General features: G+C 69.8%; 22 protein-coding genes and 5 pseudogenes. 9 read left to right on the top strand and 18 right to left on the bottom strand.

Annotation, left to right across the window (positions count from 1 at the left end):
* Window position 1: 1 nt before the first annotated feature.
* The 5 genes from kdpA to ACFYZJ_RS00510 all read left to right on the top strand — a co-directional run bounded on the left by kdpA (window position 2) and on the right by ACFYZJ_RS00510 (window position 7,813).
* Complete coding sequence (gene kdpA / locus ACFYZJ_RS00530; RefSeq protein WP_388561308.1) at window positions 2–1,666, top strand: potassium-transporting ATPase subunit KdpA; 1,665 nt, start codon at window positions 2–4, stop codon at window positions 1,664–1,666.
* Window positions 1,663–3,792 (top strand): potassium-transporting ATPase subunit KdpB, encoded by a 2,130-nt coding sequence (gene kdpB, locus ACFYZJ_RS00525; protein ID WP_388561306.1) that lies wholly within the window; start codon window positions 1,663–1,665, stop codon window positions 3,790–3,792. The genes kdpA and kdpB overlap by 4 nt, the downstream gene beginning before the upstream one ends.
* Before the next feature lie 5 nt (window positions 3,793–3,797).
* Entirely contained in the window at window positions 3,798–4,505 is a 708-nt protein-coding gene (locus tag ACFYZJ_RS00520) for a potassium-transporting ATPase subunit C (RefSeq protein ID WP_388561304.1), read from the top strand.
* A 79-nt stretch (window positions 4,506–4,584) separates the two neighbouring features.
* Entirely contained in the window at window positions 4,585–5,268 is a 684-nt protein-coding gene (locus ACFYZJ_RS00515; protein WP_388561302.1) for a response regulator, read from the top strand.
* A gap of 1 nt (window position 5,269) precedes the next feature.
* Window positions 5,270–7,813, top strand: a complete 2,544-nt coding sequence (locus ACFYZJ_RS00510) for a DUF4118 domain-containing protein (RefSeq protein ID WP_388561300.1) — start codon at window positions 5,270–5,272, stop codon at window positions 7,811–7,813.
* A 5-nt stretch (window positions 7,814–7,818) separates the two neighbouring features.
* Here the strand turns inward: ACFYZJ_RS00510 and ACFYZJ_RS00505 are convergent.
* From ACFYZJ_RS00505 to ACFYZJ_RS00465, 9 genes and pseudogenes are all read right to left on the bottom strand, one after another.
* Window positions 7,819–8,067: pseudogene (locus tag ACFYZJ_RS00505) on the bottom strand (universal stress protein); the annotation flags it as partial.
* Between the two features lie 27 nt (window positions 8,068–8,094).
* Window positions 8,095–8,313: a hypothetical protein gene (locus tag ACFYZJ_RS00500; RefSeq protein WP_388561298.1), complete on the bottom strand. Its 219-nt coding sequence runs from the start codon at window positions 8,311–8,313 to the stop codon at window positions 8,095–8,097.
* Window positions 8,310–8,768: a Fur family transcriptional regulator gene (locus ACFYZJ_RS00495; protein WP_388561296.1), complete on the bottom strand. Its 459-nt coding sequence runs from the start codon at window positions 8,766–8,768 to the stop codon at window positions 8,310–8,312. The genes ACFYZJ_RS00500 and ACFYZJ_RS00495 overlap by 4 nt, the downstream gene beginning before the upstream one ends.
* Window positions 8,769–8,781: 13 nt before the next feature.
* The gene (locus ACFYZJ_RS00490; protein WP_388561294.1) at window positions 8,782–9,651 is read right to left on the bottom strand and encodes a metal ABC transporter permease; all 870 of its coding nucleotides are present in this window, start codon (window positions 9,649–9,651) and stop codon (window positions 8,782–8,784) included.
* On the bottom strand, window positions 9,648–10,559 hold the full coding sequence (locus tag ACFYZJ_RS00485) for a metal ABC transporter permease (RefSeq protein ID WP_388561292.1): 912 nt from the start codon (window positions 10,557–10,559) through the stop codon (window positions 9,648–9,650). Before ACFYZJ_RS00485 ends, ACFYZJ_RS00490 begins: the two co-directional genes overlap by 4 nt.
* Complete coding sequence (locus ACFYZJ_RS00480) at window positions 10,546–11,487, bottom strand: metal ABC transporter ATP-binding protein (protein WP_388561290.1); 942 nt, start codon at window positions 11,485–11,487, stop codon at window positions 10,546–10,548. Before ACFYZJ_RS00480 ends, ACFYZJ_RS00485 begins: the two co-directional genes overlap by 14 nt.
* A gap of 9 nt (window positions 11,488–11,496) precedes the next feature.
* Window positions 11,497–12,474: a metal ABC transporter solute-binding protein, Zn/Mn family gene (locus ACFYZJ_RS00475; protein ID WP_388561288.1), complete on the bottom strand. Its 978-nt coding sequence runs from the start codon at window positions 12,472–12,474 to the stop codon at window positions 11,497–11,499.
* Between the two features lie 317 nt (window positions 12,475–12,791).
* On the bottom strand, window positions 12,792–13,184 hold the full coding sequence (locus ACFYZJ_RS00470) for an SCO5389 family protein (RefSeq protein ID WP_388561286.1): 393 nt from the start codon (window positions 13,182–13,184) through the stop codon (window positions 12,792–12,794).
* A 45-nt stretch (window positions 13,185–13,229) separates the two neighbouring features.
* Entirely contained in the window at window positions 13,230–14,189 is a 960-nt protein-coding gene (locus tag ACFYZJ_RS00465) for an ATP-binding protein (RefSeq protein WP_388561284.1), read from the bottom strand.
* A 169-nt stretch (window positions 14,190–14,358) separates the two neighbouring features.
* Here ACFYZJ_RS00465 and ACFYZJ_RS00460 point away from each other — a divergent pair, with 169 nt between their 5' ends.
* On the top strand, window positions 14,359–14,739 hold the full coding sequence (locus tag ACFYZJ_RS00460) for a hypothetical protein (protein ID WP_388562181.1): 381 nt from the start codon (window positions 14,359–14,361) through the stop codon (window positions 14,737–14,739).
* 24 nt (window positions 14,740–14,763) lie between these two features.
* Here the strand turns inward: ACFYZJ_RS00460 and ACFYZJ_RS00455 are convergent.
* From ACFYZJ_RS00455 to ACFYZJ_RS00425, 7 genes and pseudogenes are all read right to left on the bottom strand, one after another.
* A pseudogene (locus ACFYZJ_RS00455) lies at window positions 14,764–14,964 on the bottom strand (ArsR/SmtB family transcription factor); the annotation flags it as partial.
* A 62-nt stretch (window positions 14,965–15,026) separates the two neighbouring features.
* Window positions 15,027–15,634: pseudogene (locus tag ACFYZJ_RS00450) on the bottom strand (GTP-binding protein); the annotation flags it as partial.
* Between the two features lie 116 nt (window positions 15,635–15,750).
* Window positions 15,751–16,245: a Fur family transcriptional regulator gene (locus ACFYZJ_RS00445; RefSeq protein WP_388561282.1), complete on the bottom strand. Its 495-nt coding sequence runs from the start codon at window positions 16,243–16,245 to the stop codon at window positions 15,751–15,753.
* A gap of 188 nt (window positions 16,246–16,433) precedes the next feature.
* Window positions 16,434–16,811 (bottom strand): annotated as a pseudogene (locus ACFYZJ_RS00440) (heavy metal translocating P-type ATPase); the annotation flags it as partial.
* A gap of 605 nt (window positions 16,812–17,416) precedes the next feature.
* Window positions 17,417–18,691, bottom strand: a complete 1,275-nt coding sequence (locus ACFYZJ_RS00435) for a hypothetical protein (protein WP_388561280.1) — start codon at window positions 18,689–18,691, stop codon at window positions 17,417–17,419.
* 38 nt (window positions 18,692–18,729) lie between these two features.
* Entirely contained in the window at window positions 18,730–19,998 is a 1,269-nt protein-coding gene (locus tag ACFYZJ_RS00430; protein WP_388561278.1) for a sensor histidine kinase, read from the bottom strand.
* Window positions 19,989–20,642 carry a response regulator transcription factor gene (locus ACFYZJ_RS00425; protein ID WP_388561276.1) on the bottom strand — a complete coding sequence of 218 codons (654 nt, stop codon included), beginning with the start codon at window positions 20,640–20,642 and terminating at the stop codon, window positions 19,989–19,991. Before ACFYZJ_RS00425 ends, ACFYZJ_RS00430 begins: the two co-directional genes overlap by 10 nt.
* A 766-nt stretch (window positions 20,643–21,408) precedes the next feature.
* On the opposite strand from ACFYZJ_RS00425, the gene ACFYZJ_RS00420 reads away from it, so the two are divergent.
* Both ACFYZJ_RS00420 and ACFYZJ_RS00415 read left to right on the top strand, forming a co-directional pair.
* Window positions 21,409–21,897 carry a GNAT family N-acetyltransferase gene (locus ACFYZJ_RS00420; RefSeq protein WP_388561274.1) on the top strand — a complete coding sequence of 163 codons (489 nt, stop codon included), beginning with the start codon at window positions 21,409–21,411 and terminating at the stop codon, window positions 21,895–21,897.
* A gap of 614 nt (window positions 21,898–22,511) precedes the next feature.
* Window positions 22,512–23,261, top strand: a complete 750-nt coding sequence (locus tag ACFYZJ_RS00415) for an HNH endonuclease signature motif containing protein (protein ID WP_388561272.1) — start codon at window positions 22,512–22,514, stop codon at window positions 23,259–23,261.
* Between the two features lie 407 nt (window positions 23,262–23,668).
* Here the strand turns inward: ACFYZJ_RS00415 and ACFYZJ_RS00410 are convergent.
* Both ACFYZJ_RS00410 and ACFYZJ_RS00405 read right to left on the bottom strand, forming a co-directional pair.
* Window positions 23,669–23,872 (bottom strand): annotated as a pseudogene (locus ACFYZJ_RS00410) (transposase); the annotation flags it as partial.
* 235 nt (window positions 23,873–24,107) lie between these two features.
* A complete protein-coding gene (locus ACFYZJ_RS00405) occupies window positions 24,108–25,010 on the bottom strand; it encodes a LysR family transcriptional regulator (RefSeq protein WP_388561270.1) in 903 nt (300 codons plus the stop codon).
* A gap of 188 nt (window positions 25,011–25,198) precedes the next feature.
* Between ACFYZJ_RS00405 and ACFYZJ_RS00400 the strand changes: the two genes are divergently transcribed.
* Complete coding sequence (locus ACFYZJ_RS00400; protein ID WP_388561268.1) at window positions 25,199–25,492, top strand: DUF1330 domain-containing protein; 294 nt, start codon at window positions 25,199–25,201, stop codon at window positions 25,490–25,492.
* The last annotated feature ends 56 nt before the right edge of the window (window positions 25,493–25,548 follow it).

Below are 25,548 nucleotides of genomic sequence, written 5' to 3'. Positions count from 1 at the left end.
CATGGGTCCAGAAGTCGCGGGCTTCCTCCAGCTGTTCGCCCTCATAGGCGCGCTGGCGCTCGCCTACCTCCCCCTTGGCACCTACATGGCCAAGGTCTACTCCTCGAAGAAGCACCTGCGGGTGGAGAAGTGGATCTACCGGGCCATCGGTGCCAACCCCGACGCCGAGATGACCTGGCCCGCGTATCTGCGCGGTGTGCTGGCCTTCTCCGCCGTCAGCGTCCTCTTCCTCTACCTGCTGCAGCGGCTGCAGGGCGTGCTGCCCGGCTCGATGCACTTCGCCGCGGTCAACCCGGCGCAGTCGTTCAACACGGCCGTGTCGTTCGTGACCAACACCAACTGGCAGTCGTACTACGGCGAACAGACCATGGGGCACGTCGTGCAGACCGCCGGTCTGGCCGTGCAGAACTTCGTCTCCGCCGCGGTCGGCATCGCCGTCGCGGTGGCGCTGGTGCGGGGCTTTGCCCGCTCGCGCACCGGTGAGCTGGGCAACTTCTGGAGCGACCTGGTCCGGGGCACGCTGCGGATCCTGCTGCCGGGCGCCGCGGTCGCCGCCGTCGTGCTGGTGGCGTGCGGTGCGATCCAGAACTTCTCCGGGATCCACGAGGTAGGCCAGTTCATGGGCGGCTCGCAGCAGTGGAACGGCGGTGCGGTCGCCTCGCAGGAGGCCATCAAGGAGCTGGGCACGAACGGTGGCGGTTACTTCAACGCCAACTCCGCCCACCCTTTCGAGAACCCGACCCCGTTCACCAACCTCTTCGAGATCTTCCTGCTCCTGGTGATCCCGTTCTCGCTGACCCGCACCTTCGGTGTGATGGTCGGGAACGTGAAGCAGGGATACGCGATCCTCGCCACGATGGTCACCATCTGGCTGGGCTTCACCGCCCTGATGATGTGGACCGAGTTCGCCCACCACGGCCCGGCGCTGCAGGCGGCCGGCGGGGCGATGGAGGGCAAGGAGACCCGGTTCGGCGTCGGCGCTTCCTCGATCTTCGCGGTGTCCACGACGCTGACGTCGACCGGCGCGGTGGACTCCTTCCACTCCTCCTTCACCGGACTCGGCGGCGGCATCACCATGCTGAGCATGATGCTGGGCGAGATCGCGCCCGGCGGTACCGGCTCCGGCCTCTACGGCATCCTGATCATGGCGGTCATCGCGGTGTTCATCGCCGGTCTGATGGTCGGCCGCACCCCCGAGTACCTGGGCAAGAAGATCGGCGGCCGCGAGATGAAGCTCGCCGCCTGCTACATCCTCATCACCCCCGCCCTGGTGCTCGTGTTCACCGCGGCCTCCATGGCGCTGCCGACCCCGCCGCACTCGATGCTCAACCCGGGCGCGCACGGGTTCTCCGAGGTGCTGTACGCCTTCACGTCCGCGTCGAACAACAACGGTTCGGCCTTCGCCGGTCTGAACGCGAACACCGACTGGTTCAACACCATGACCGGGCTCGCGATGCTGCTCGGCCGCTTCCTGCCCATGATCTTCGTCCTGGCACTGGCCGGCTCGCTCGCCGAGCAGACGCCGGTCCCGGTGACGGCGGGCACCCTGCGCACCGAGAAGCCGCTGTTCACCGGCCTGCTGGTGGGCGCAATCCTGATCATCACCGGTCTCACGTACTTCCCGGCGCTGGCGCTTGGTCCGCTGGCCGAGGGGCTGGCGTCATGACGACCCGAACGGAAAACCAAGAGGACGCCATGTCCACACCCACTCTGGCGCCCCACGAGGACGCGCCGACCGGGCACAAGCCCGCCGAGGGCCGTGTCGGAGCGGGCCTCTTCGACCCCAAGGCACTGGTGAAGTCGCTGCCGGAGGCCTTCCGCAAGCTCGACCCGCGGGTGATGGTCAAGTCGCCCGTGATGTTCGTGGTGTGGATCGGCTCCGTGCTCACCACCGTCTTCTCGTTCCAGCACCCGGGCGACTGGTTCGGCTGGACCATCAGCGCCTGGCTGTGGCTCACGGTGATCTTCGCCAACCTGGCGGAGGCCGTCGCCGAGGGCCGCGGCAAGGCGCAGGCCGACACGCTGCGCAAGGCCAAGACCGACACCGTCGCCCGCCGACTGCTCAAGGACGGCTCCGAGGAGCAGGTCCCCGGCACCGCGCTGACCATCGGTGACCTGGTGGTCTGCGAGGCCGGGGACGTCATCCCCGGCGACGGCGACGTCGTCGAGGGCGTCGCCTCGGTGGACGAGTCGGCGATCACGGGTGAGTCCGCCCCGGTCATCCGCGAATCCGGCGGCGACCGGTCGGCGGTGACAGGCGGTACGAAGGTGCTGTCCGACCGGATCGTCATCAAGATCACGACGAAGCCCGGCGAGACCTTCATCGACCGCATGATCAGCCTGGTGGAGGGCGCCGCCCGGCAGAAGACGCCCAACGAGATCGCGCTGAACATCCTGCTGGCCTCGCTGACCATCGTCTTCCTGCTGGCCTGCGCCACGCTGCCGCCGTTCGCCACGTACGCGGGCACGCACCTGACCATGGTCGTCCTCGTCGCCCTGCTGGTCTGCCTGATCCCGACCACGATCGGAGCCCTGCTCTCCGCGATCGGCATCGCGGGCATGGACCGGCTGGTGCAGCGCAACGTGCTCGCCATGTCGGGGCGTGCGGTCGAGGCCGCCGGTGACGTCTCCACGCTGCTGCTGGACAAGACCGGCACCATCACCCTCGGCAATCGCCAGGCCGCCGAGTTCGTGCCGGTGAAGGGCACCACCGAGGCGGAGGTCGCCGACGCGGCCCAGCTGTCCTCCCTCGCAGACGAGACGCCCGAGGGCCGCTCCATCGTCGTCCTGGCGAAGGAGCGGTACGGGCTGCGCGAGCGGCACCAGGGCGAGCTGGCCGGTGCCGAGTGGATCGAGTTCACCGCCCAGACCAGGATGTCGGGCGTGGACGTCGACGGCCGAAAGATCCGCAAGGGCGCCACCGCCTCGGTCATCGCCTGGGTCGAGGAGCAGGGCGGCACGGTCGCCAAGGACGCGGACGCCATGGCCAACCGCATCTCCGAGGCGGGCGGCACTCCGCTGCTGGTCGCCGTCGAGGACGCCGACGGCGCCCGCGTCCTGGGCGTCATCCACCTCAAGGACGTCGTCAAGGAGGGCATGCGGGAGCGGTTCGAGGAGCTGCGCCGCATGGGCATCAAAACGGTCATGATCACGGGTGACAACCCGCTGACCGCCAAGGCGATCGCCGAGGAGGCGGGCGTCGACGACTTCCTCGCCGAGGCCACCCCCGAGGACAAGATGGCCCTCATCAAGCGGGAGCAGGCGGGCGGCAAGCTCGTCGCGATGACCGGTGACGGCACCAACGACGCCCCGGCCCTCGCGCAGGCGGACGTCGGCGTGGCGATGAACACCGGTACGTCGGCCGCCAAGGAGGCCGGCAACATGGTCGACCTCGACTCCAACCCGACCAAGCTGATCGAGATCGTCGAGATCGGCAAGCAACTCCTCATCACCCGGGGCGCGTTGACGACGTTCTCCATCGCCAACGACGTCGCGAAGTACTTCGCGATCATCCCGGCGCTGTTCGCGGCGGTCTACCCGGGCCTGGACAAGCTCAACATCATGCACCTGTCCTCGCCCAACTCCGCGATCCTGTCGGCCGTCATCTTCAACGCGCTGATCATCATCGCCCTGGTGCCGCTGTCCCTGAAGGGCGTGCGCTACCGGCCGATGAGCGCCGACAAGATGCTCCGCCGCAACCTCGGGATCTACGGCATCGGCGGCCTGATCGCGCCCTTCATCGGCATCAAGCTCATCGACCTGCTCATCTCCCTCATCCCCGGAATCGGCTGATCGCCATGAACAACTCCGTTACGAACACCGTCCGGTTGCTCGGGGCGGGCCTCAGGGCCCTTCTCGCGCTGACCCTGGTGACGGGCGTCATCTACCCGCTGGTCGTGACCGGCATCGCCCAGGGGCTGTTCTCCAACAAGGCGAACGGCTCCGAGATCAAGGCGGACGGCAAGGTCGTCGGCTCGTCCCTGATCGGGCAGTCGTACAACCTGCCGCCGAAGAAGGGCCAGACCAGCCCGGCCCCGGACCTGAAGTGGTTCCAGGGCCGCCCGCAGAACGGGCTCGGCACCAACTCCGTCAACACCCGCTACACCCTGATCCTGTCGGGTGCCACCAACCTCTCCGCGGACAGCGGTGCGGTGAAGGGCGTCTGCCCGGACAAGCCCGCGGACAAGACGCTCTGCGCCCAGGTCCTTGCCGCCAAGGACGCCGTGGTGAAGGACAACTCGGTCCCCGGTTACACCGTCAAGCCGTCCGACGTCCCCGCGGACGCCGTGACCTCTTCCGGCTCAGGACTGGACCCGGACATCTCCCCGGCCTACGCCGAACTCCAGGTGCACCGGATCGCTGCGCGGAACGGCCTCTCGGTCGCCCAGGTCGAGAAGCTGGTCAAGGACCATACGGCCGGCCGCACCCTGGGCTTCATCGGCGAACCACGGGTGAACGTCCTGGAGCTGAACATCGCGCTCAAGGACCTCGTGGCGAAGAAGTGACCGCCTTACGCGAGCCGCGACGGGAGTCGGTACCTCGGGGTGCCGACTCCCGCGGGCATGACAGGAGAGGCACACACCCATGACCAGGGTGCTCGTGGTGGAGGACGACCCGCAGCTCGTACGGGCCCTCGTCATCAACTTGCAGGCACGGCACTACGGCGTCGACGCCGCCCCCGACGGCGCCACGGCGCTCCGGCTCGCCGCCACCCGTCAGCCCGATGTGGTGCTGCTGGACCTCGGCCTGCCCGACATGGACGGTGTCGACATCATCAAGGGCGTGCGGGGCTGGAGCCGGGTGCCGATCCTGGTCCTGTCCGCCCGGCAGGCGTCCGACGAGAAGGTGGCCGCGCTCGACGCGGGCGCAGACGACTACGTCACCAAGCCGTTCAGCATGGACGAGCTGCTCGCACGGCTGCGGGCCGCCGTCCGACGCACCGAGGACACCCCGCTGGTCCCCTCGGCGGCGCTGGTCGAGACGGAGCACTTCACCCTGGACCTGCTGGCCAAGAAGGCCGTACGGGACGGGCGGGACGTACGGCTGACCCCGACCGAGTGGCATCTGCTGGAGATACTGGTGACGAACCCCGGTCGGCTGATCACACAGAGGCAGCTGCTCCAGGAGGTGTGGGGGGTCTCCCAGAGCAACAAGACCAACTACCTGCGGGTCTACATGGCGCAATTGCGCAGGAAGTTGGAGACGGACCCCTCCCACCCCCGCTATCTGATCACCGAGCCCGGTATGGGCTATCGCTTCGAAGGATGACATGGCACGCGGCAGGCTCCGGATCTACCTCGGCGCGGCACCCGGCGTCGGCAAGACCTACGCGATGCTGTCGGAGGCACACCGACGTATCGAGCGGGGCACCGACTGCGTCGTCGCCTTCGTCGAACACCATCACCGGCCGCGTACCGAGGTGATGCTGCACGGCCTGGAGCAGGTCCCGCGCAGACAGCTGGAGTACCGAGGCGCCACGTTCGGCGAGATGGACGTCGACGCCGTACTGCGCCGCGCCCCGGCCGTCGCCCTGGTGGACGAACTGGCCCACTCGAACGTCCCCGGCTCGCGCAACGCCAAGCGCTGGCAGGACGTCGAGGAACTGCTCGTTGCGGGGATCGACGTCATCTCCACCGTCAACATCCAGCATCTGGAGTCGCTGGGCGACGTGGTCGAGTCGATCACCGGGGTGCGGCAGCGCGAGACCGTCCCCGACGAGGTGGTACGGCGGGCCGACCAGATCGAGCTGGTCGACATGTCCCCCGAGGCCCTTCGCCGCCGGATGGCGCACGGGAACGTCTACAAGCCCGACAAGGTCGACGCGGCCCTGTCCAACTACTTCCGGCCCGGCAACCTGACCGCCCTGCGCGAGCTGGCGCTGCTGTGGGTGGCGGACCGGGTCGACGAGTATCTGAACGAGTACCGCAGCGAGCACCGGGTCTCCAGGATCTGGGGCTCCCGTGAGCGGATCGTGGTCGGGCTGACCGGCGGTCCCGAGGGACGCACCCTGATCCGGCGCGCCGCGCGCCTCGCGGAGAAGGGCGCGGGCGGCGAGGTGCTGGCCGTCTACATATCCCGCAGCGACGGCCTCACCGCGGCCTCCCCGAAGGAACTGGCCGTACAGCGCACGTTGGTCGAGGACCTCGGTGGCACCTTCCACCACGTGGTCGGCGACGACATAGCGGCCGCCCTGCTCGACTTCGCCCGCGGCGTCAACGCCACCCAGATCGTGCTGGGCGTCTCGCGCCGCCGCAGCTGGCAGTACGTCTTCGGGCCCGGGGTCGGCGCCACGGTGGCCGTGGAGTCCGGTCCCGACCTGGACGTCCATCTCATCACCCACGACGAGGCGGGCAAGGGACGCGGACTGCCGGTGGCGCGCGGCGCCCGCCTCGGACGCTCCCGGGTCATCTGGGGCTGGGCCGTGGGAGTGCTCGGCCCCACCGTGCTCACCTGGCTCCTCACCAGTGCCGCGCCGGACGTCGGGCTCGCCAACGACATGCTGCTGTTCCTGACCCTGACGGTGGCAGCGGCCCTGCTGGGCGGCCTCTTCCCCGCGCTGGCCTCAGCGGTGGTCGGCTCCCTACTGCTCAACTGGTACTTCACCCCGCCCGTCCACACCCTGACGATCGCCGACCCGAAGAACATCGTCGCCATCGCGATCTTCGTCGGGGTCGCCGTCTCCGTGGCCTCGGTCGTGGACCTCGCCGCCCGCCGCACCCACCAGGCGGCCCGGCTGCGCGCCGAGTCCGAGATCCTCTCCTTCCTCGCGGGCAACGTCCTGCGCGGCGAGACCACCCTGGAAGCGCTGCTGGAGCGGGTCCGGGAAACCTTCGGCATGGAGTCGGTGGCCCTGCTCGAACGGACCGGCGAGACGGAACCCTGGACCTGCGCCGGCAGCGTGGGACCGCAGCCCGCCGAGGTTCCGGAGGACGCGGACGTCGACGTCCCCGTCGGCGACCACATGGCCCTCTCCCTGCGCGGTCGCGTCCTGCCCGCCGCCGACCGCCGCGTGCTGGCCGCGTTCGCCGCCCAGGCCGCCGTCGTCCTGGACCGCCAGCGCCTGCAGCGCGAAGCCGACCGCGCCAAGGAACTGGCCGAGGGCAACCGCATCCGCACCGCCCTGCTCGCCGCCGTCAGCCACGACCTGCGCACCCCGCTCGCCGGCATCAAGGCCGCGGTGACCTCGCTCAGGTCGGACGACGTCGAATGGTCCGAACAGGACCGGGCGGAGCTGCTGCAGGCCATCGAGGAGGGCTCCGACCGACTCGACCACCTCGTCGGCAACCTCCTCGACATGTCCCGCCTGCAGACCGGCACCGTCACCCCCATCATCCGCGAGAGCGACCTCGACGAGGTCGTGCCCATGGCGCTCGGCGGGGTGCCCGAGGACAGCGTGGACCTGGACATCCCCGAGACCCTGCCCATGGTGTGGGTCGACCGGGGCCTGCTGGAGCGGGCCGTCGCCAACGTCGTCGAGAACGCCGTCAAATACAGTCCGCCGGGGGAGAGGGTGCTGGTGTCCGCGAGCGCCCTGGCCGACCGGGTCGAACTGCGGGTCGTGGACCGCGGGCCAGGTGTTCCGGACGAGGCCAAGGACCGCATCTTCGAACCCTTCCAGCGGTACGGCGACTCGCCGCGCGGTGTCGGCGTCGGCCTCGGCCTCGCGGTCGCCCGCGGCTTCGCCGAGGCCGTGGGCGGCACCCTGCACGCCGAGGACACGCCCGGCGGTGGTCTCACCATGGTGCTCGCCGTACCGACGGCCCCGGCACGGCGTCCGGAGCAGCCGGACCTGCCGGCCACCGCTGCCCACTGAGGAGATCAGGCGCCGGGCGGCACGGTCTCGAACTCCCGCTGCAGGCGCCCCGCGTCCAGCGGCAGCCGCAAGGCGTTCCGCCGGTGCACGGTTGCCGGCGCTGCCTGCAGCGGTGACGGCGGCACCGCGAGAACGGGGCACGCGGCGTGGGCGAGACGGTAGCGGCTGACCGACGGCCACAGCACCCGGTGCAGTCGGCCACGTCCGCCTGCGCCGACCACGAGGATGTCGTCCTCCCGGCCGGCTGCCCGTACCTGCGGCCGGTCACAGGGCGAATGGTGTCAGCGGCCGGGCACGGCCAGGTCGCCCTCGGTGTACTGGGCGCGACCGAAGCCGAACGACCAGTCCTGAGGGCCGTTTTCGACGATGCCGATGAAGACGTCCTCACCGCGTGCCGGACGACGGCCGGCGGAAGGCGGATGCCTGCGGCTGTGCTCCGGGGTGCGACTGCTGCCCTTGACGGAGGACCACTCCGGACAGGCAGTGGCGCCGGAGTTCACCGGCGTTCGTCCGCCGCCGGCCGTCGGCCGCAGTCCGGGCACACCCCGGACAGCTCCACCGTGTGCCGGACGTTCGCGAACCCGGAGCTCTGGGCGACGGTGTCGGCCCATTCCTCCACCGGGCCGGAGTCGACGGGTCGGCTCAGGCCGCATTCGGTGCAGATGAGGTAGTGGCGGTGTTCCGGTCCCGGGCGGTAGCGGAAGAGGCGTTCACCGCTGGTGTCGCGCACCATGTCGGCCCGGCCGACGCCGGCCAGGCCGGCCAGCGTGCGGTAGACCGTGGAGAGGCCGACCGGTGAGCCGGCGGCGGCGAGCTGGTTGTGGAGGGCTTGGGCGCCGACGAAGCCGTCGGCCCGGATGAGCGCCTCGACCACGATGGTGCGTTGCTGGGTGAGGCGGCCGATCAGCGTGACGTCGTGCGACGGGGTGGGGGTGCGCTGGCGGTCGGGTGCCATCGGGTGCCTTCGCTCATGTGCCGGTGGGTACGGCGGTGTGCGTTCGGGGACCGGGGACCGGGCGCCGTATCAGGAAGGTGGCGGCGTATACGGCCGTGGCGGCGGCCATGATGGCGAAGCTCGGCGGCATCTTCGGCACCGCGTACGAGGCGAACAGCCCCGCCCACATCTCCAGTACCGCCAGCCCTGCGGAGAGGGCGAGCGCACGGTAGGGGCGGTCGGTGAGGCGGATCGCGGCGCCTGCCGGGGCGGCGAGCAGACCGAGCAGGAGCAGGGAACCGACCGCCTGGGTGGCCTCGGCGGCGCTGATCCCGGCCAGGGCGAGGAAGCCGTATCCGAGCAGCCGGACCGGTACCCCACGAGCGGCGGCCACGGCCTCCTCGAGCGTGGCGAACAGCAGCGGTCGGGCGATGAGGACCACCAGCAGGCCGACCCCGGCTGCCACCAGGGCGGCGACGGCCGCGCTGCCGGAGGAGATGCCGAAGATGGAGCCGAACAGCACACTCACCCCGGCGGTGCCGTCGGTGGTGCTGCGCGAGGCCGTGTAGAGGGTGATGAAGAAGGCGCCCAGGCCCAGGATCCAGGAGAAGACGCTTCCGATGACCACGTCGTCGGGTCGCGCCTTGCGGCCGAGGGTGCCGAAGAGCAGCGCCATGGCGATGGTGGCGGCGAACAGCCCGAGGCGAAGGTCGGCGCCGAAGGCGAGGGCGGCCAGCGCACCGGTGAAGGCGACGTGGCTGAGCGCGTCACCGGTGAAGACCTGGGCCCGCAGCACCAGGAAGTAGCCGACCAGCCCGCAGGCGGCGGCGATGGCGGTACCGGCGAGGAAGGCGTGCAGGAAGAACGGGTGGGACAGCGGGGAGACGGCGAGCAGGACGGTCATGCGATCACCTCCTTGGCAGTGGGCGTGGCCCCGGCCCGGGTGCGAGCGAGTACCTCGCGCAGCGAGCGTCGGCCCAGGGCGAGCAGGTATCCGGCGAAGGCGATGGTCGTCACGAAGAAGCCCAGAGGGTAGGGCGAGTAGTAGGCGGCGGTCAGTCCCAGCCAGGTCGCGGCGAAGGCCAGCAGGACGGCCAGCGCGAGGCTCAACGCCGGGCGGGCGGTGAGGACTTGCGCGGTGGCGGCCGGGATCACCATGAGGGCGAAGACCAGGAGGGTCCCGGTGATCTGGCTCGCCTCGGCGGTGGCCGCGCCGAGCAGGACGAGGAAGACCACGGACAGGGTGCGGACCGGGACACCGCGCCCGGCGGCGACCTGCGGGTCGACGGAGGCGAACAGTAGCGGCCGTCCGATCACCGCGAGCACCGCGAGCACCACCGCGCCGACCACCGTCAGCACGGTCACCTGGGAGGAGGTGATTCCCAGGAAGGTGCCGAAGAGGATGGTCTGCGGCCCCTCCAGCAGTCCTCTGTACAGGGCGGTGAACAGGAACCCGGACGCGAGCAGGAACGCCTGCACGGTCCCGGTCAGCGCCGACTCCTCGTGCTCACCGCCACCCCGCAGGGCCGCGATGACCAGCGCGGCGGCCACACACAGCGTGAAGTAGCCGTAGACCGCGCTGAACCCGAGCAGCAGCGCCCCGGCGGCGCCGGGGAAGGCGACGGCGGAGACGGTGTGCGCGGCGAACGTCTGCCGCCGCAGCACCACGAACCACCCCACGACCGCGGAGACCACGGCCACGACCGCGCCGGCGCGGAACGCGTTGACCATGAAGGGGTAGGACCACATGTCCTGGACATCGGTCAGGAGGTTCCACGACCAGGTTGGTGCCCCTGTCTCAGCCAGCAGCATGACCGCTCCCCGGGGTGTCGTGCCGGTCGGTGTGCACGGCCGGTGCCTCCGGCTGGCCCACCACGACCAGCCGGCCGTCGGAGGTCTGCAGCACCTCGACCGGTGTGCCGTACAGCCGGGTCAGGGTCTCGGAGGTGATGACCTCGGTCGGTGTGCCTGCGGCGGCGCCGCCCTCGGCCAGGTACACCACCCGGTCCAGGTGGTGGAGTATCGGGTTCACGTCATGGGCGACCATGACCACCGACACGCCCTCCTGGTGGCAGATGCGCCCGATCAGCGCGGCGACGGCGCTCTGGTTGGGCAGGTCGAGACTGTCCAACGGCTCGTCGAGCAGGAGCAGTTCGGGCCGACGGACCAGTGCCTGGGCGATCAGTAGGCGCTGCTGCTCGCCGCCGGAACACTGCCCGATGGGCCGGTGTGCGTACGCCGACGCCCCCACCAGCTCGATCACCTCGTCCACCCGCGCACGGGCGGCCCGCCGACGCGCACTCGGGAACGGCAGCGGCACCCCCCACCGGTCACCGTCCAGGCCCATGCGCACCACGTCAATGCCACGGATGCGCAGGTTGGCGTCGAAGCTGCGGCGCTGCGGCAGGTAGCCGATGCGGTCGTTGGCCTGCCCGGGCCGGGCGCCGAGCACCCGAACCTCGCCGGCCGCCGCGGGCAGAGCGCCCAGCAGAACCTTGATCATGGTGGACTTGCCGACGCCGTTGGCGCCGAGCACGGCGGTGAACTCGCCGGCCCCGATGCGAAGGTCCACCCCCGACCACAACGTACGGCCGCCGACCCGCACCGCGGCCCCGCGCAGAGCGACCACCGGATCGCCTCCCGCTCCTGTGGCCGTGTCGTGACCCCCGCTTCGGCGGCTGGGCACGGTGTGCCCGCTGGTGTGTGTGACGGCTTCGCGGGCCTTCGCTATCGGGTTCATGGCTTCAGTTCACTTCCCGGTGGCCTTGGCCAGGGCCTGCTCGATGCCCTGCAGCTGGGTGGTCTGCCATTGCTGGAAGGTGGCCCCGGCGGGGGTGAGGGTCTCGGTCACCGTGGCGACCGGGATGCCCTGGGCCTTGGCCTCCTTGACCTGCGCCTGCACGTCCGGTGTGGAGTTCTGGGAGTTGTAGACGTAGATCTTGATCTGCTTGTTCTTGATCTGCTGGTCGATGGTGGCCTTGTCCTTGGCCGTGGGGTCGGAGCCCTCGCTCATCGCGTCCAGGAACGTCTCCGGAGTGAGCATCTTCAGCCCCAGGCCCTCGGCGAGCGGCGTGACGATGGACTCGGAAGCACCGATCGGCGTGCCCGCGTACTTCGCTTTGATGTCGGCGATGAGCTTGTTGTAGCCGGCGAGCGTCTTCGTCTCGAAGGTCGTCTTCTGCTGGTCGAAGTAAGCCGCGTCGGCCGGGTCGATCTTCTTGTAGTCCGCGGTGATCTTCTCGATGACCTGGTGGACGTTGTCCGGGGAGTACCAGCGGTGCGGGTTGCCGCCCGGCCTGATGCCGACCAGGTCGCCGATCTTGAGCTGGATGCGTCCGCTGCCGGGGTTGGCGGCCAGCAGCTTGTCGGCCCATGCGTCGTAGCCGATGCCGTTGACGATCGTGTACTGGGCGCCGGCCACGGTACGGGCGTCGGCGGCGGTCGGCTCGTAGTCATGCGGGTCGGTGTCCGGGTTGCTGATGATGCTGGACACCTTCACGTGGCTGCCGCCGAGCTGGGAGGCGATGCTGCCCCAGAAGTTCTCCGCCGCCACCACCTGGATCGTCTTCCCCGAGCCGCTGCCGCTGCCGGTAGCGGCGGTGTCGGTGGTGTGCGAGGAGGAGGTCGAGCACGCGGTCGCCGTCACGGCCGTCAGGGCGGCCGTTGCCGTGACCAGGGCGATCCTCGCGGTCGGCCGGGCGGAACGGGAGGCGGGGGCGGTGGACATGCGGAGCTCCTTCGGGCGATACCGGGCGCGCGGCGCACACGCGCCGGCCGTGTGGCGACACCTTCGACGCTAGATGGAAATGATTTTCAGATCAATGGTAGATGAAAACCGTTGCCATCTTTTGACCGGGCGTACGACTGCTCGGGGGGCTGCGCAAGTAGGGGACGCGGCGGATGCCGCCGGGACAAGCGCTGGCGACCGTCGCTCACGAGGACCGGGTGTCCTGGTGGGCGACGGCCGCCGAGGGGACGAAGTGGCCGGCCGGCCCGATTGCCGAACGCCGGTTCCGGCAGTCGGCGGTCGCGACCGGCAGCGGTTCAGCAGTCGCGGAACTCCGGCGACTGGTTGAGGATCTGCGCACGCAGCGAGGTGAAGCGGGCGTGGGTGGCGCCGCCGCGCGCCTCGGGGTGGAAGGCCGCGACGCGGTGGCAGTTCTGGAAGGCGAGGGTGATGCCGAAGTGCCGTTCCAGGCTGCGCCGGATGGCGTCGCTGGACAGGGCGCGCAGCAGCTGGCCGCGCTCCTTCTCGGAAGGCGGCGGCGTCTGGTTGTCGGCGAACTCCGCCGTCCCGGAGCGCAGTTCGTCCGCCAGGCGGGCGATGAGGTCGTAGGCGTACGGCAGGGAGGTGCGCACCGTTTCCACGAAGTCCTGCTCCCGCACCTCGCCGTTCTCGGCTTCGGCGAGCAGCTGCGGGGAGACGTCGAGTGACATGAAGGGCTGTCCTGTTCTGTGGTTCTTTTGGTGGAGGGGATGGGGTCAGGCGAAGGCGGTCAGGGCTGCGGGGCCGTGCCGGAAGTCCGGGTCGACCTGGGCGGCGAGGTCATGGCCGGTGGCCTCGTTGGCCCAGGCGGCGGCGTTGCGCAGGTGGAACTCCACGGCGTGCTTCTGGAAGGCCGCCCAGTCCTTGGGGCGGGTGTCCACGGCCGCGCGCAGCAGGTCCAGGGTGCGAGTGTTGTGCGGCTCCAACTCGCCGTGGCCGCAGCCCTGTTCCTGGGCGCGTACGTAGAAGGACTGCGCGAAGTGCGCGAGCAGATCGTCGCCGACGTGCTCCTTGAGGAAGAGCAGGTCGTCCTCGCCGGTGACCTTGTTGCCGACGACGGCGACCGGGACGCCGAACTCGGCGGCGTGGTCGCGGTACTGGCGGTAGACGGAGAGGCTCTTGCGGGTCGGTTCGACGACCAGGAACGTCATGTCGAAGCGGGTGAACAGGCCGGAGGCGAAGGCGTCGGCGCCGGCGGTCATGTCGACGACGACGTACTCGCCGGGGCCGTCCACGAGGTGGTTGAGGTACAGCTCGACCGCGCCGAGCTTGGAGTGGTAGCAGGCCACTCCCAGGTCGCTCTCCTTGAAGGCGCCGGTGACCATGAGCGGTACGCCGCCGACCTCCTGGACGTGGTGGCGGTGGATCTCGTCGTCGCCGAGCAGCCGCAGCAGCCGGGACCCGCGTCCGGGCGGGGTCGTCTTCACCATAACTTCGATGGAAGGGATCCGCGGATTCGTGCCCCGCAGGTACTCCTTGATCTCACCGGTGCGGGCGCTGAGCGGCGGCGCGGCGAAGACCTCGTCCTCGTCGAGGCCGAGGGCGTACGCCAGGTGCTGGTTGATGTCGCCGTCGATCGCGACGACCGGCGCTCCGGAGTGCGCCAGGTGACGGGAGAAGAGGGCCGACAGGGTCGTCTTGCCGCTGCCGCCCTTGCCGACGAAGGCAACGCGCATGGCTAGCCACCCTGCTTAATGAAAATGGATGTCATGCGCATAGGTTGGTGGTGAGGCCGGGTGCTGTCAAATCACCAGAGCCGCAACTGGCTGGTTCCCACAGCGGGTTGGGGACCACGCGGCGGCAAAAACAGGGGATCCCTTTCACTCATACGAAGGAGACTCAGAGATGAGCGATACCGCAGGCGGCCGTCAGAGGCGCCCTTTCACCCTCGTGGTCTGCGGCTCATGCCGTGCCGCCGCGAGGGGGCGGGTGATGGACGCCCTGTGCCGTGCGGTCCGGGAGTGCCCGCACGGGGTGATGGTCTCCACCGGTTGCCTCGCGAGGGTGCTGCACTGCCGCAGGCGCCGCGGGCTGCACGCCGCCGTGCAGCCGTGCGGGGCCGACCGCAGGCCGAGTGGTGTCGCCGTACGCCTCGGTCCGCTGGTGACCGAAGTCGACGCCGAGGCGGTGGGGGCCTGGCTTCGGGCTGGAATGCCTGACGACGGCACGCTGCCCGACCGGCTGCGCGCGGCCCCGGCGCCGCAGCAGGTGGCAGACCTCAACTGACGCACCGCTCCTGGATGCTGTGCGTCAGCCGAGGTCGCGTACGCCGAGGCGCAGGTGCTCGATGTGGTGGACGGCCTGGTCGAGGAGTTGGGCGACGTGGTCGTCGTAGAGGCTGTAGACGATGCGCCGGCCGTCGCGGCGGCCGGTGACCAGGCCCAGGGCGCGAAGCAGGCGCAGTTGGTGGGAGACGGCGGACTGTTCCATGCCGATGGCGGCGGCGAGTTCGCCCGGCGCACGACCTGTCCGATGGTCTCCTCGTCGGCCAGGTCGGTCTTGTTGAGGACGACGCGGTCGGCGAAGGCGATCTGTTCGACGGCCTCGTTCTCCACGCCCTCCGGCTTGATCTCGTCCAGGTGCTGGAGCACGTGGGCCGCGTCGACGAGCGTGACGATGGCGTCCAGCGCAGCTGGGAGGCGATCTCGTCATCCATGAAGAAGGTCTGCGCGACGGGCGCGGGGTCGGCGAGGCCGGTGGTCTCGGTGAGGATGTGGTCGAACTTCTCGCGGCGCCGCATCAGCGCACCCAGGATGCGGATCAGATCTCCGCGCACGGTGCAGCAGATGCAGCCGTTGTTCATCTCGAAGATCTCTTCCTCGGCGTCGAGGACGAGGGCGTCATCGATGCCGACCTCGCCGAACTCGTTCTCGATGACCGCGATCCTCATGCCGTGGTTCTCGGTGAGGATGCGGTTGAGGAGGGTGGTCTTGCCGGAGCCAAGGAAGCCGGTCAGGACGGTGACGGGGACCCGTTCGTCGCGCGGCTCTTCGGTTACGGGGGTGGTCAAGTCGGTCTCCTGGTCGTGCTGTTCATCGGCGAGCAGGGCGGCCCGCACGTCGTCCTCGGTGATCTGGTCGGCTGGGCGGTGCGAGGTCCAGCGTCGGGCGTCGCCCTCCATCGGCAGCACGACGACGACCGTTTCCAGCGGCGGGCAGCCCGGTTCGGTGCAGACGAGCCGGCGGATCGGGACGGCGGTGTCGTCGTCGAGATCGAGCAGGGCGCGCACGGTCTCCTTCAGCTCACGCAGCTGTGGACTGGGTCCCGGAGGTCCGGGGTGAGCTCCCAGTGGCATGGCTGTTCCTCTCTTCCGTCTCCGTCCCCGGACGGCCGGCCTCCGTCGGTGTGGGGCAGACAGCCGGCGCAGACGCCGGTGAGTTCGACGGTGTGCTCCACCGCGGTGAAGCCGGTCGCGGCGGCGATCCGGCCCGCCCACTCCTCGACGACCTCGGAGTCCACCGGCCGGCTGCGGCCGCAGTCGCGGCACATCAGGTAGTGGCGGTGCCCGTCGGCCGGACGCAGCCGATAGAGCCGCCCGCCGGTCTCGTCGCGGACGACGTCCACACCGCCGTCCGCCTCCAGCTCGCGCAGGGCGCGGTAGACGGTGGTCAGGCCGATCGCGTGGTCGCCGGCCACCAGAAGGGCGTACAACTCCTGGGCCGACACGAAGTCCTGGCAGCCCGCGAGTACCCGCGTGACCGCCTTGCGTTGTCGGGTCGTCCGGCCGCCCATGGCGCATCACCCCCTGTGGCTCGTGCCCGGTCGGCACCTCTACGGTAGATGGAAATGAAATCCATATCCATATGAGCGGCTGGTCATGTGTTGCACGCGACGCCTCGCTTCGGCGGCGCTGCCGGAGCGATCGGACGGCAAGGCCCGCCGCGCCAGTGCTGGTGTGACGGGCCGTGGGGCTCGGCGGGTCAGCGGCGGCCCTCCTCGCGGGCCCGCGTCCAGGCGACCTCGCGCAACAGCCGCAGGCCGTTGAGGCCGACGATGACGGTCGAGCCCTCGTGGCCGAGGACGCCGAAAGGGAGGGGGAGGGTGGCGATGAGGTCCCAGACGACCAGGCCGGAGATGAACACGGCGGCGATGACCAGGTTCTGCACGACCAGGCGGCGGGCCCGGCGGGAGAGGACCACCACGGCGGGCACCGTGGCCAGTTCGTCGCGGACGATCACCGCGTCGGCGGTCTCCAACGCGAGGTCGGAGCCGGCCCGGCCCATGGCGATGCCGGTGTGGGCGGCGGCCAGGGCGGGCGCGTCGTTGACGCCGTCGCCCACGACCAGGACCTTGCGCTTACCTCGGATGCCTTTGACGGTGGCGCGCTGCGGCCACGCTTCTTCTGCATTTCGCCGAGGAGCGGACCGACTGGCAGGCCGCGGGGATGCCGACGCAGGCGATCGCCCGGAAGTACGCCATCGGGGCGGAGCCGGCGGACACCGGGATCGACGCCAGTGTGCTGAGCATGTCGCGCATCCGGCCGGTCGGCCGGGCACGGCATGGAACGTGTCGTTTTCGATCGGCTGGGGGACTGAGACGAGACAAGGGCTGGGCGCGCGCCGCAATAGTGCGAAGCGGGCGCAGCCCCTGTCGGCCAGAGGGCGCCGCCGTCAGAAGGCGCCAGTGCCGTTGGGCCTGCCGAGGCCGGTCGGAGCGACGGGGCCAGTACGGAGAGTTGACTGGCCCTCGCCTGTTCGCGCAGTAGGGTCTGGCGTCATTCGGCCGACGCCATCCGGTCAGCGACCGCCCCACGAGAGCCTGCGGACATGCGCGGACTGCCGCGGGCCGCCCCGGCCGCATTACGGTGTCCGGCCGACGTGTGCCGAGGAAGCGCGGTTCTCTGCGCCGCCTCGGCACACCGAGCCCGTCGGCCGGGTGGGCCGGCCGGGCGCTGTGCGGTCTGTCAGCCCATGTCCGTCAGGAGGGCGTTCAGTTCCTTTTCCTGCTGCGCGGGCGACATCGGCGGGTTCGGGTGGTCGATGCCGAAGGTCTTGAGCATCTTGTCCATCTGGGCGTCGACGGAGGTCCAGCCGGTCTGGTCCAGCGGCTGCAGCGACGCCTGGTCGGCGTCCCACAGGTCACGCAGTGACTGGGCGGCCGCGTGCGCGCCGGTCGCGTTCCCCGAGCGTGCGTCCGCGAGCGAGGTGGAGGCGAGGGTCTTCAGCGCGGCGACCTTGGCGGGCGGGAACTTCTTCACCGCCTGGCCGGGAGCCATCTGGACGGCGGAGGTGTTGTCGGTTTCCGGCGCCGGGCCGACGTGCGGCTGGCCGTGGGCCCAAACCAGCAGGCCCGCGGTGGCGACGGCCAGCAGTCCGAAGCCCGCCAGCGCGGTGCGCTCCTTGCGCGGGTTGCTGGTGGCCGGTGCGGCGTGGGTCGCCTCGTGGGTCTCGGTCACATCCGAGCGCGTCACGGTCAGGTAGACCACGGTAGCCAGGATGAGGCCGAGGAAGATCAGGCTGGTGGTGAACGTGCCCAGCGCGAGACCGGTCGGGTCGCCCGGGTTCTGGGCGACCTTGGGGGAGGCGAGCCAGTCGCCGATGTTCGCGCCCAGCGGGCGGGTCAGGATGTAGGCGAGCCAGAAGGACAGCACCGGGTTCGCGCCGAACTTCCACAACAGCGTGATCGCCGCGATGAGGCCGAGCGGGAGCAACACGGAGACGCCCGGGCTCCAGCCGGTCAGCTCCAGAGTCCAGTCACCGGTCGCGGTGCCGAGCGCGAAGGTGACGAGAACGGCGAGCCAGTAGAACGACTCACGTGGCAGCGTCGTGACCGAGTGGATCGACAGCGTGCGCTCACGCGCCCACCACACACCGAAGACCACCGCGAGCAGCACCGAGAAGACCGCGGAACTGATCCACAGCGGCACGTTCAGCTGGTCGGTCAGGATGTCGGTGTACAGGGTGCCCGTGACGCTGACAACGACGACGGTCAGCCAGTAGGGGAACGGAACGTACCGCTTCAGCCGCAGCTGGACGGCCAGGACCACCACGAACACCGCGGTGAAGATCCAGGCCGTGTTCACCAGGCCGACGCCCAGCTTCATGTTGATCCAGTCGGCGAAGCTCTCACCGACCGTCGTGCACAGGACCTTGATCACCCAGAACCAGATGGTGACCTCGGGGACCTTGTTGAGCATGAGGCGCCCGCTGCGGGTGCGTGCTTCCGTTGTCGTTGTCATGCGGGGAGGTTTACGCGGGGAATCTGCACGTAACCTGACTACGTGGTGGCACGGGCGGCTGGGAGCGTCACCTCCACGTGACCGCGGCCGTCCGCGATCGCGCGGACCTCCGCACCGGCCGAGGCGGCGATGCGCCGGACCACCGGCAGCCCGAGCCCGTACCCGTCGCCGCCGGTCACACCCGCTTCAAAGACCCGGTCGACCTCCGCGGGATCGAATCCGGGGCCGTCGTCAAGGACATCGACCACGATTGCCTCACCCTGGATGCGCGCGGTGATCCACACACGCGACCGCGCATGCCGCAGGCCGTTCTCCAGCAGGGGCGACAGCAGCGACACGGCGACGTCGGCTGCCACTGCGACCTCGACCTTCGAGGGAAAGGCGACCTCGACCGCGCGGCCGGCGATCGCCTGCCGCGCGGCGGAGCGCAGATCGCACCGGGTCCCAGCGTCTGTCCGTGCGCGCGCGGCACGCAGAATCGTCGTGATCGCCGCATCGAGGCGGTCGACCTCGCCCAGCACCGCCTCCGGCGCCACCGGCTCGCCGGACAGCTGCGCCAGCTGCGCCTCGCCCCGCAGGACCGTGAGCGGTGTCCGCAGCTCGTGGGCGATCTCATCGGTGAGCCGGCGCTCGTCCGCCAGCGCGTTGTCGACGCGCTCCAGGAGATGGTCCAGGGTCCGCCCCAGTTCCCCGAACTCGTCGCGGGGGACCCCGAGGTTGAAGCGGCGCCCGGGTTCGTGATGGCCCCATTCGTCGGCGAGGGCGGCCATCTCGTGCACGACCCGCAGCGCACGGCGCACCACGAGGTGCGCGACACCGCCGGCGAGGAGGATCGCGAGGCCGCCCAGTACCAGGGACAAGGTCAGGCTGCGCTGCTCGGATGTCTCGTAGGGCGTGAGGTCCACCCGGACGATCACCATGACGTGGTGGCCGTCGATCGGGACCTGCCGCGCGTACAGGAGGTAATCGCCGACGGCGGCGGTCTGCGATCGCCCCGAGTCCGCCAGCGCCTCGACGCGCTCGACCACGCTGGGCGGCACGTTCCCGTCGATCAGGCGGCCGTCGGCATACACCCAGGCGACCTCGTCCAGCGCCTCGCTGCCGTTCTCCGTCACTACGACACGGCCGTCCTTGGCGGTGACGTTCGCCACGACCGCCTCGGCACGAGTACGCGCCAGATCGCGCGCGTCGGCGTCCGTCACCCGGCTCAGCAGCACGTGCGAGACCACAACCAGGACCGCGACCACGGCGGTGGCGATCAGCACAGTGAGCGCGACGACCCGCTTACGGAATCCCGTCACTGCCATCGGTAGCCAACCCCGCGGACGGTCGCCAGACGCTCGGCCACACCCAGCGGACCGAGCTTGGCCCGCAGCCGGCGCACGAAGGAGTCGAGGGTGTTGTCGCTGACCTGCGCCCCGTGCGGCCAGCCGGCAGCGATGAGGGCGTGGCGGCGTACCGCGTCGCCCTGCGAGGCGATCAGGCGGCCCAGCAGCCGGAACTCGGTCGGGGTCAGGCTCATGCTCACCGAATCGTGGGTCACCACGTGCTTCGCCGGATCGAGAACGACCTCGCGCGGTGCGGGCTCCACGGTGGCCCGGCGCAGCAGCGCCCGGACGCGGACCAGCAGTTCCGGGACGTCGAAGGGTTTTGTCATGTAGTCGTCGGCGCCGGCCTCGAAGCCGCCCACCTTGTGATGCAGGCCGTCCAAGGCTGTGAGCATCAACACCGGCGCGTCGACGCCGCGAGCTCGCAGGGCCAGGCAGACGTCGCGGCCGTCGGCGTCCGGGAGCCCGAGATCCAGGACGACCAGATGAGGCGCCGGTGCGAGCTGCCGCAGCAGGCTGTCGGCCGTGGCGGCGACGGAGACGGTGTGGCCGTCGTGCTCCAGGGCGCGCTTGAGGACGCCGCGGACCGCAGCGTCGTCTTCACACACCTTGATGAAAGCCACGTCCTGACCCTAGATTCTCCCGTCCCCGTTCTCCATCTGCCCTGGTCAGCCGCCTGACGGTCGGGAGCGGGCCGCTGGTGCCGCACGGCCCTGCCCTGCCATGAAGCCGCGACGGTCGGGCTCGAGGGGCCGAGCCCGCAGCAGCGGTGTTCGCGGGAGGACCACAATGGGTCGCATGGACTGTGTGCAGGAGTACGTCGACTCCATTGCGCCAGGTCACCGTTCGCTCTTCGACCGGGTGAGCGGACTGACCTGGCGGAATTTTCCGTGGCGCCCAGCAGCAGCGGGCGTGGCCGAGCGACGAAGGGGGCGAGGGCGCCGCTGGCGTTGACGTACGTCAGGACCAGCGAGCCGGCCAGGGCTGCAGGCACGACTGAATGTATCCACCGGACCAATACTCCGGAGGCAGGGAAGTCACGCGCAACACGCGCCCCGGGGACTTGGTGCGATCAACCAAGACACGTCCGTTTGCTGACGCAAAGTCCAGCGTCTCCTGGAGCGGCTCACGAGGCCAGCCTGAAGTCGTCCTGCATAGGCTGACCCTCGCTGCGGCAGGCCCAGGGGAAGCAGCGGTTGACCACCCCGTTCTCCGGCTCCTCCGTAGCGGTTCGGGCCTCCCAGTTGCTGTCGGCGTGCGGTCGATGCGGCGGCAGTGACTCGGTCGATCGGGGCCTGGGCAGGCGGTTCCCGGGGGGCGGTGCAGGAACCCTGCCCGAGCAGCCGACCCGCCGCACGACGGCACGCCCCGGTGCGAAATACTCTCCCGATGGGTTCACGCACTTCCCCGATCAGCCAGCCGATCACGATACGGAGGGCCGTTGCGCGGGATGCCAAACGGCTCACGCGGCTCGTGCGTGGCTCAGGCGCCTACGCGGGTAAGTACGCAGCCGCAGTCGCGGGCTACCGGGTCGGGCCTGATTACATCGAGGCCCACCGCGTCTTTGTGGCCGTCGGTGCCGACGAGCATGGAGGCCGGGTCCTCGGGTTCTACTCGCTCGTCCTCGCTCCACCGGAGCTCGACCTGCTGTTCGTCGCCGACGAAGCGCAAGGACGGGGTATTGGGTCGCTGCTCGTCGCGCACATGCAGTCCGAGGCCCGTGCCGCCGGGCTCGACCGTGTCAAGGTCGTGTCGCATCTTCCCGCCGAGGACTTCTACCACCGCGCAGGTGCAGTGCGGATCGGGACCGCGCTCGCGAACCCGCCCGCCGTGCCGTGGGACCGTCCCGAATTCGAGTTTCGCGTTTCTTCGGAATGACGCGGTTTGCCGGTTTGCAGGGCACCCGGCTCCGCCTGCATGGTGGCCGGCATGCTGAGCCGCTGGACGCCGCCCGTTCCGTGTGTGCCGTCCCCTCTGCCCTGGCGGGGGAACGCCTGCGCCAGCGGTTGGGGGAGGTGGAGTATGGCCTGTACCGGGGACGGGCGAAGCGGCAGCCCGGGGACGATGACGCTCCTATTGCTCGGCAAGCGGCTCGAAGCCATTCGGGGTAGGCGTGGGTCAGGGTGTCATCGCGGCGGCTTCCTCGTCCGAGGGTGGAGATGGTGACCGGTGTTCTTCGACTGCCGCAGGGGCCGCAGGTCGGCGATGCCGGGAACAGTGACCGTGGTTGTCGGGCAGCGGAACATCTCCCGCGCGATGGCCCGTTTCAGAAGCCGGATGATCTCCTTCTTCGACCGGCCGGCGGCGGTACATCAGGTCATGTTTCGCCCGGCCGGATCCATGAGAACAAGCCCCGGCGGCCGTACAGCACAACGCCAAGACAGCCCAGCAGGACGTCAGTCGGTGCCCGGGTCACGACCACCGGAACCCGAGTATCAGCATCAATGTCAGTGCCCTGTGCAACGCTGTCAGGCCGACGGCAAGGGGGGCGGATGAACGAGCCGATCAGCGAAGAAGCCGCTGAGACGATCCGCAGAATGGCCATGGCCCGAATGCGTGCTGGTGCGATCGGGAGATTTGGCGTCGGGGTGAAGAGCGTACTGGTTGTCGACGATGCCGTCGTGCCCTCAGAGAGCAGGACGACTGATGCTTTCGGCTTGGAGAAAACGAGGGCTGCGGGAACAGCCATGGACGGACAGCACAGGCTGTCGTCGCTCGTTGAGTGGCCGGGAGTTCCGCCAACTCAGTTGCGCGGAGCGGCATCTGCTACCGGACATGATGTCCGGCCCGCCTGGCTTGAACCAGTGCCGTACGCACTTCGGCGGATGCGTGCGCGGGTCATCTCGGATGAGGCTGCCTACAACGCCGCATGCGACACACTGTTGGTGCGTGAAGCAGCGGGCAGGCACGAGGTCGTCCGTGAGACGACGACAGAGCGCCGTGAACGGGACGACGCCGCGAGACGGGCAGTTCTCAGGCGCAGCGAAGGCCGTTGTGAGAACCCGGAGTGTCTTCTGCCGGATCTGCCGTATCGCACGACGACGGGAGAACCGCTCCTCGAAGTCGATCACATCGACAACCATGCGGCAGGTGGGCGCGACTACCCGAGCGCGATGATTGCCCTCTGCCCCAATTGCCATGCCAACAAGACCCGTGGCGCAGACCAGGATGAGCTGAGGGAGCGGCTCCGGGCGGTGGCTCTGCGACGTCACCAAGCGCTGCGGGGCAACGGCCGGGACTGAAGCCGACTGCTTGAGGCCGCGTGCCTCGGGCAGCAGTAGGCGCGCCCGCTCGGGACACGTACGCCGGAAGTGCTGCGTCTACTGCTGGAACGGTCGCAGGGATCACTCGGGCTTGGCCGCCGGACATGCGTACGACGGTCCAGGTTGGCCTGGGCCCTTGTGGCTTTTCCCGCCACGGCGGCCGGCTACCGTCGGCTGCTCGCCTGGGCCCGCAAGCTGGGTAAGGTGCGCCGGGCCGGCGTGGAGGGCACCGGCACCTTCGGAGCGGGCCTGTCCCGTTACCCGCTGGCTCAGCAGGTCCAGGCGTATGAGGTGAACCGGCCCGACCGCACCGCTCGCCGTCCGCTCGGGAAGTTTGACCCGCTCGATGCGCAGGCTGCTGCGCTGGCCGTGCTCGATGGCCGCGCCCGGGCCAGGGCGGTGCGGTCGGGGAAGGTGCCGACCACGTCGGTGCGGCGGCGGATCTCCTTGTTCAGCCGTTCTTGCGGATTGTTGGACCAGATCTGCCGCCACATCTCGCGCGGAAAGGCGGTGAACGCCGGCACGTCGGCCCGCGCGGCGTCGAGATGCTCGGCGGCCTTGGGGAACTTCGCCTCCAGGGCATCGAGCACCGACCGCGCGCGCCAGGCGCGGAAGGATCTCCGCCCGCGGATGCCGTTCGCCGGAGAGGTAGAAGCTGACCGCCCTGCTGCCGGTCCCGGCCGCTCTGGCGATGGCCGACCGGCGTAGCGAGGTCGTGTCCGACCTTCAGCAAGACCGCCGTCGTCGTCATCACCGCGAAGTCCGCCGGCGCGAGGTCTTCGACCTCGCCACCGCAGACGTCCGTCTTGCTTGACCTCTTGCGCGTCAGTCCGGCAGCCAGTGCAGCTCGTGCGCCAGGGTTTTGGCGACGGCACGGATGCGGCGGTGTAGTCGCGACTGCTCGCGTGGGAGGACCAGGTGGATCGTCAGGCTGGGCGCGCCCCGCAGCGGTCGCCAGGTGAGACCGGCCGGTTGTGCCGTGACCACGGCTTCTCCGGCCGGGGCGAGGGTGACCCCGTCGCGCAGGTCGCGCTGAGACATGTCGAAAGAGACTGCGGGCGTGTGGAATCGGGGGTGTGGTCGGGTGTCTCGGAACAGTGCGGACAGCTGATCGTGGATCACGGGGTTGGCCGCACGGTCCGGGAGTCGCAGCGGATACGCGGCCGCATCGGCGATCTCGATCTCCGGGTGTTCGGCCAGCGGATGGTGCTGCGCCAGCTGGACCCCGGTGCGCTCACGCCGCAGCAGGAACCGGCGCACGCCACGGCCTGGCTGTTCACCGCGGGTGATCCCGGCATCGATGCGGCCGTCGGCGACCGCGGGGGAGATCTCCGGTGTCGCCATCGGGACCGCGCCGACCTCGAGTCCGCTGTTGCCGCGAATCAGCCCGTCCACCAGGGCCGGTGCCGTCTCGGCCCCGGCGCTGAGGCTGTATCCGATGCGCAGCGTGCCCAGTTCACCGGCCGCCGCGCTCCGGGCGGTCTCCCATGCCCGGTCCAGCGCCGCCAGCGCGGGCGGCGCGGACTCCGCCAAAGCCGCACCGGCCGTGGTCAATACGACGCTACGCGTGTTGCGGACCAGCAGGGCCGTACCGAGTTCCGCCTCCAATCGGCGCATCCGGGCGCTGAGTGCGGGCTGTGCGATACCGATCCGTGCGGCCGCGCGGGTGAAGTTCAACTCCTGCGCCAGCACCAGGAAGTACCGCAGGCTCACCGTATCCGGCGCCACGTGCCCTCACTGCCGATTGATAACGATCCGTTCTGAGTCTATCCCGTACCGGTCTTTCCCTCGACCGCACATCAAGCCCTAGCCTGCGCATATGACGATTCAACTGACGGCAGTACCCGTCGCCGGGATCGATCGATCTGAGTGTCAATTCGAAGTCGGACGTGTCCGGCCGAACACAGGAGGTTTCCATGGCCAAGGGCTACTGGGTCAGTGTCTACCGCGCCATTTCCGACCCTGAGAGGCTGACTGCCTACGGCAAGCTGGCCCGACCGGCTGTCCAGGCTGGGGGCGGGCGCATCCTGTCCCGTGAGGGTCGAGTCGTCGCCCACGAGGCCGGAATCACCCAACGCGTCGTTCTGATCGAGTTCGACAGCTTTGAACAGGCCGTCGCGGCATACGAGAGCGAGGCGTACCAGAAGGCGCTGGTGGCCCTCTCCGACGGCGTCGAGCGCGACTTCCGCATCATCGAAGGCATCGACTGACCGACGGGCCCAGCCATCGCTGAGCATCCGTCACCTGATACGCACACGGTGGTGAA

It is taken from the genome of Streptomyces sp. NPDC001848, assembly GCF_042891915.1.
Classification (GTDB): domain Bacteria; phylum Actinomycetota; class Actinomycetes; order Streptomycetales; family Streptomycetaceae; genus Streptomyces.
The sequence above is the reverse complement of the archived record's forward strand: the minus strand, read 5'-3'. Positions and strand labels throughout refer to the sequence as shown.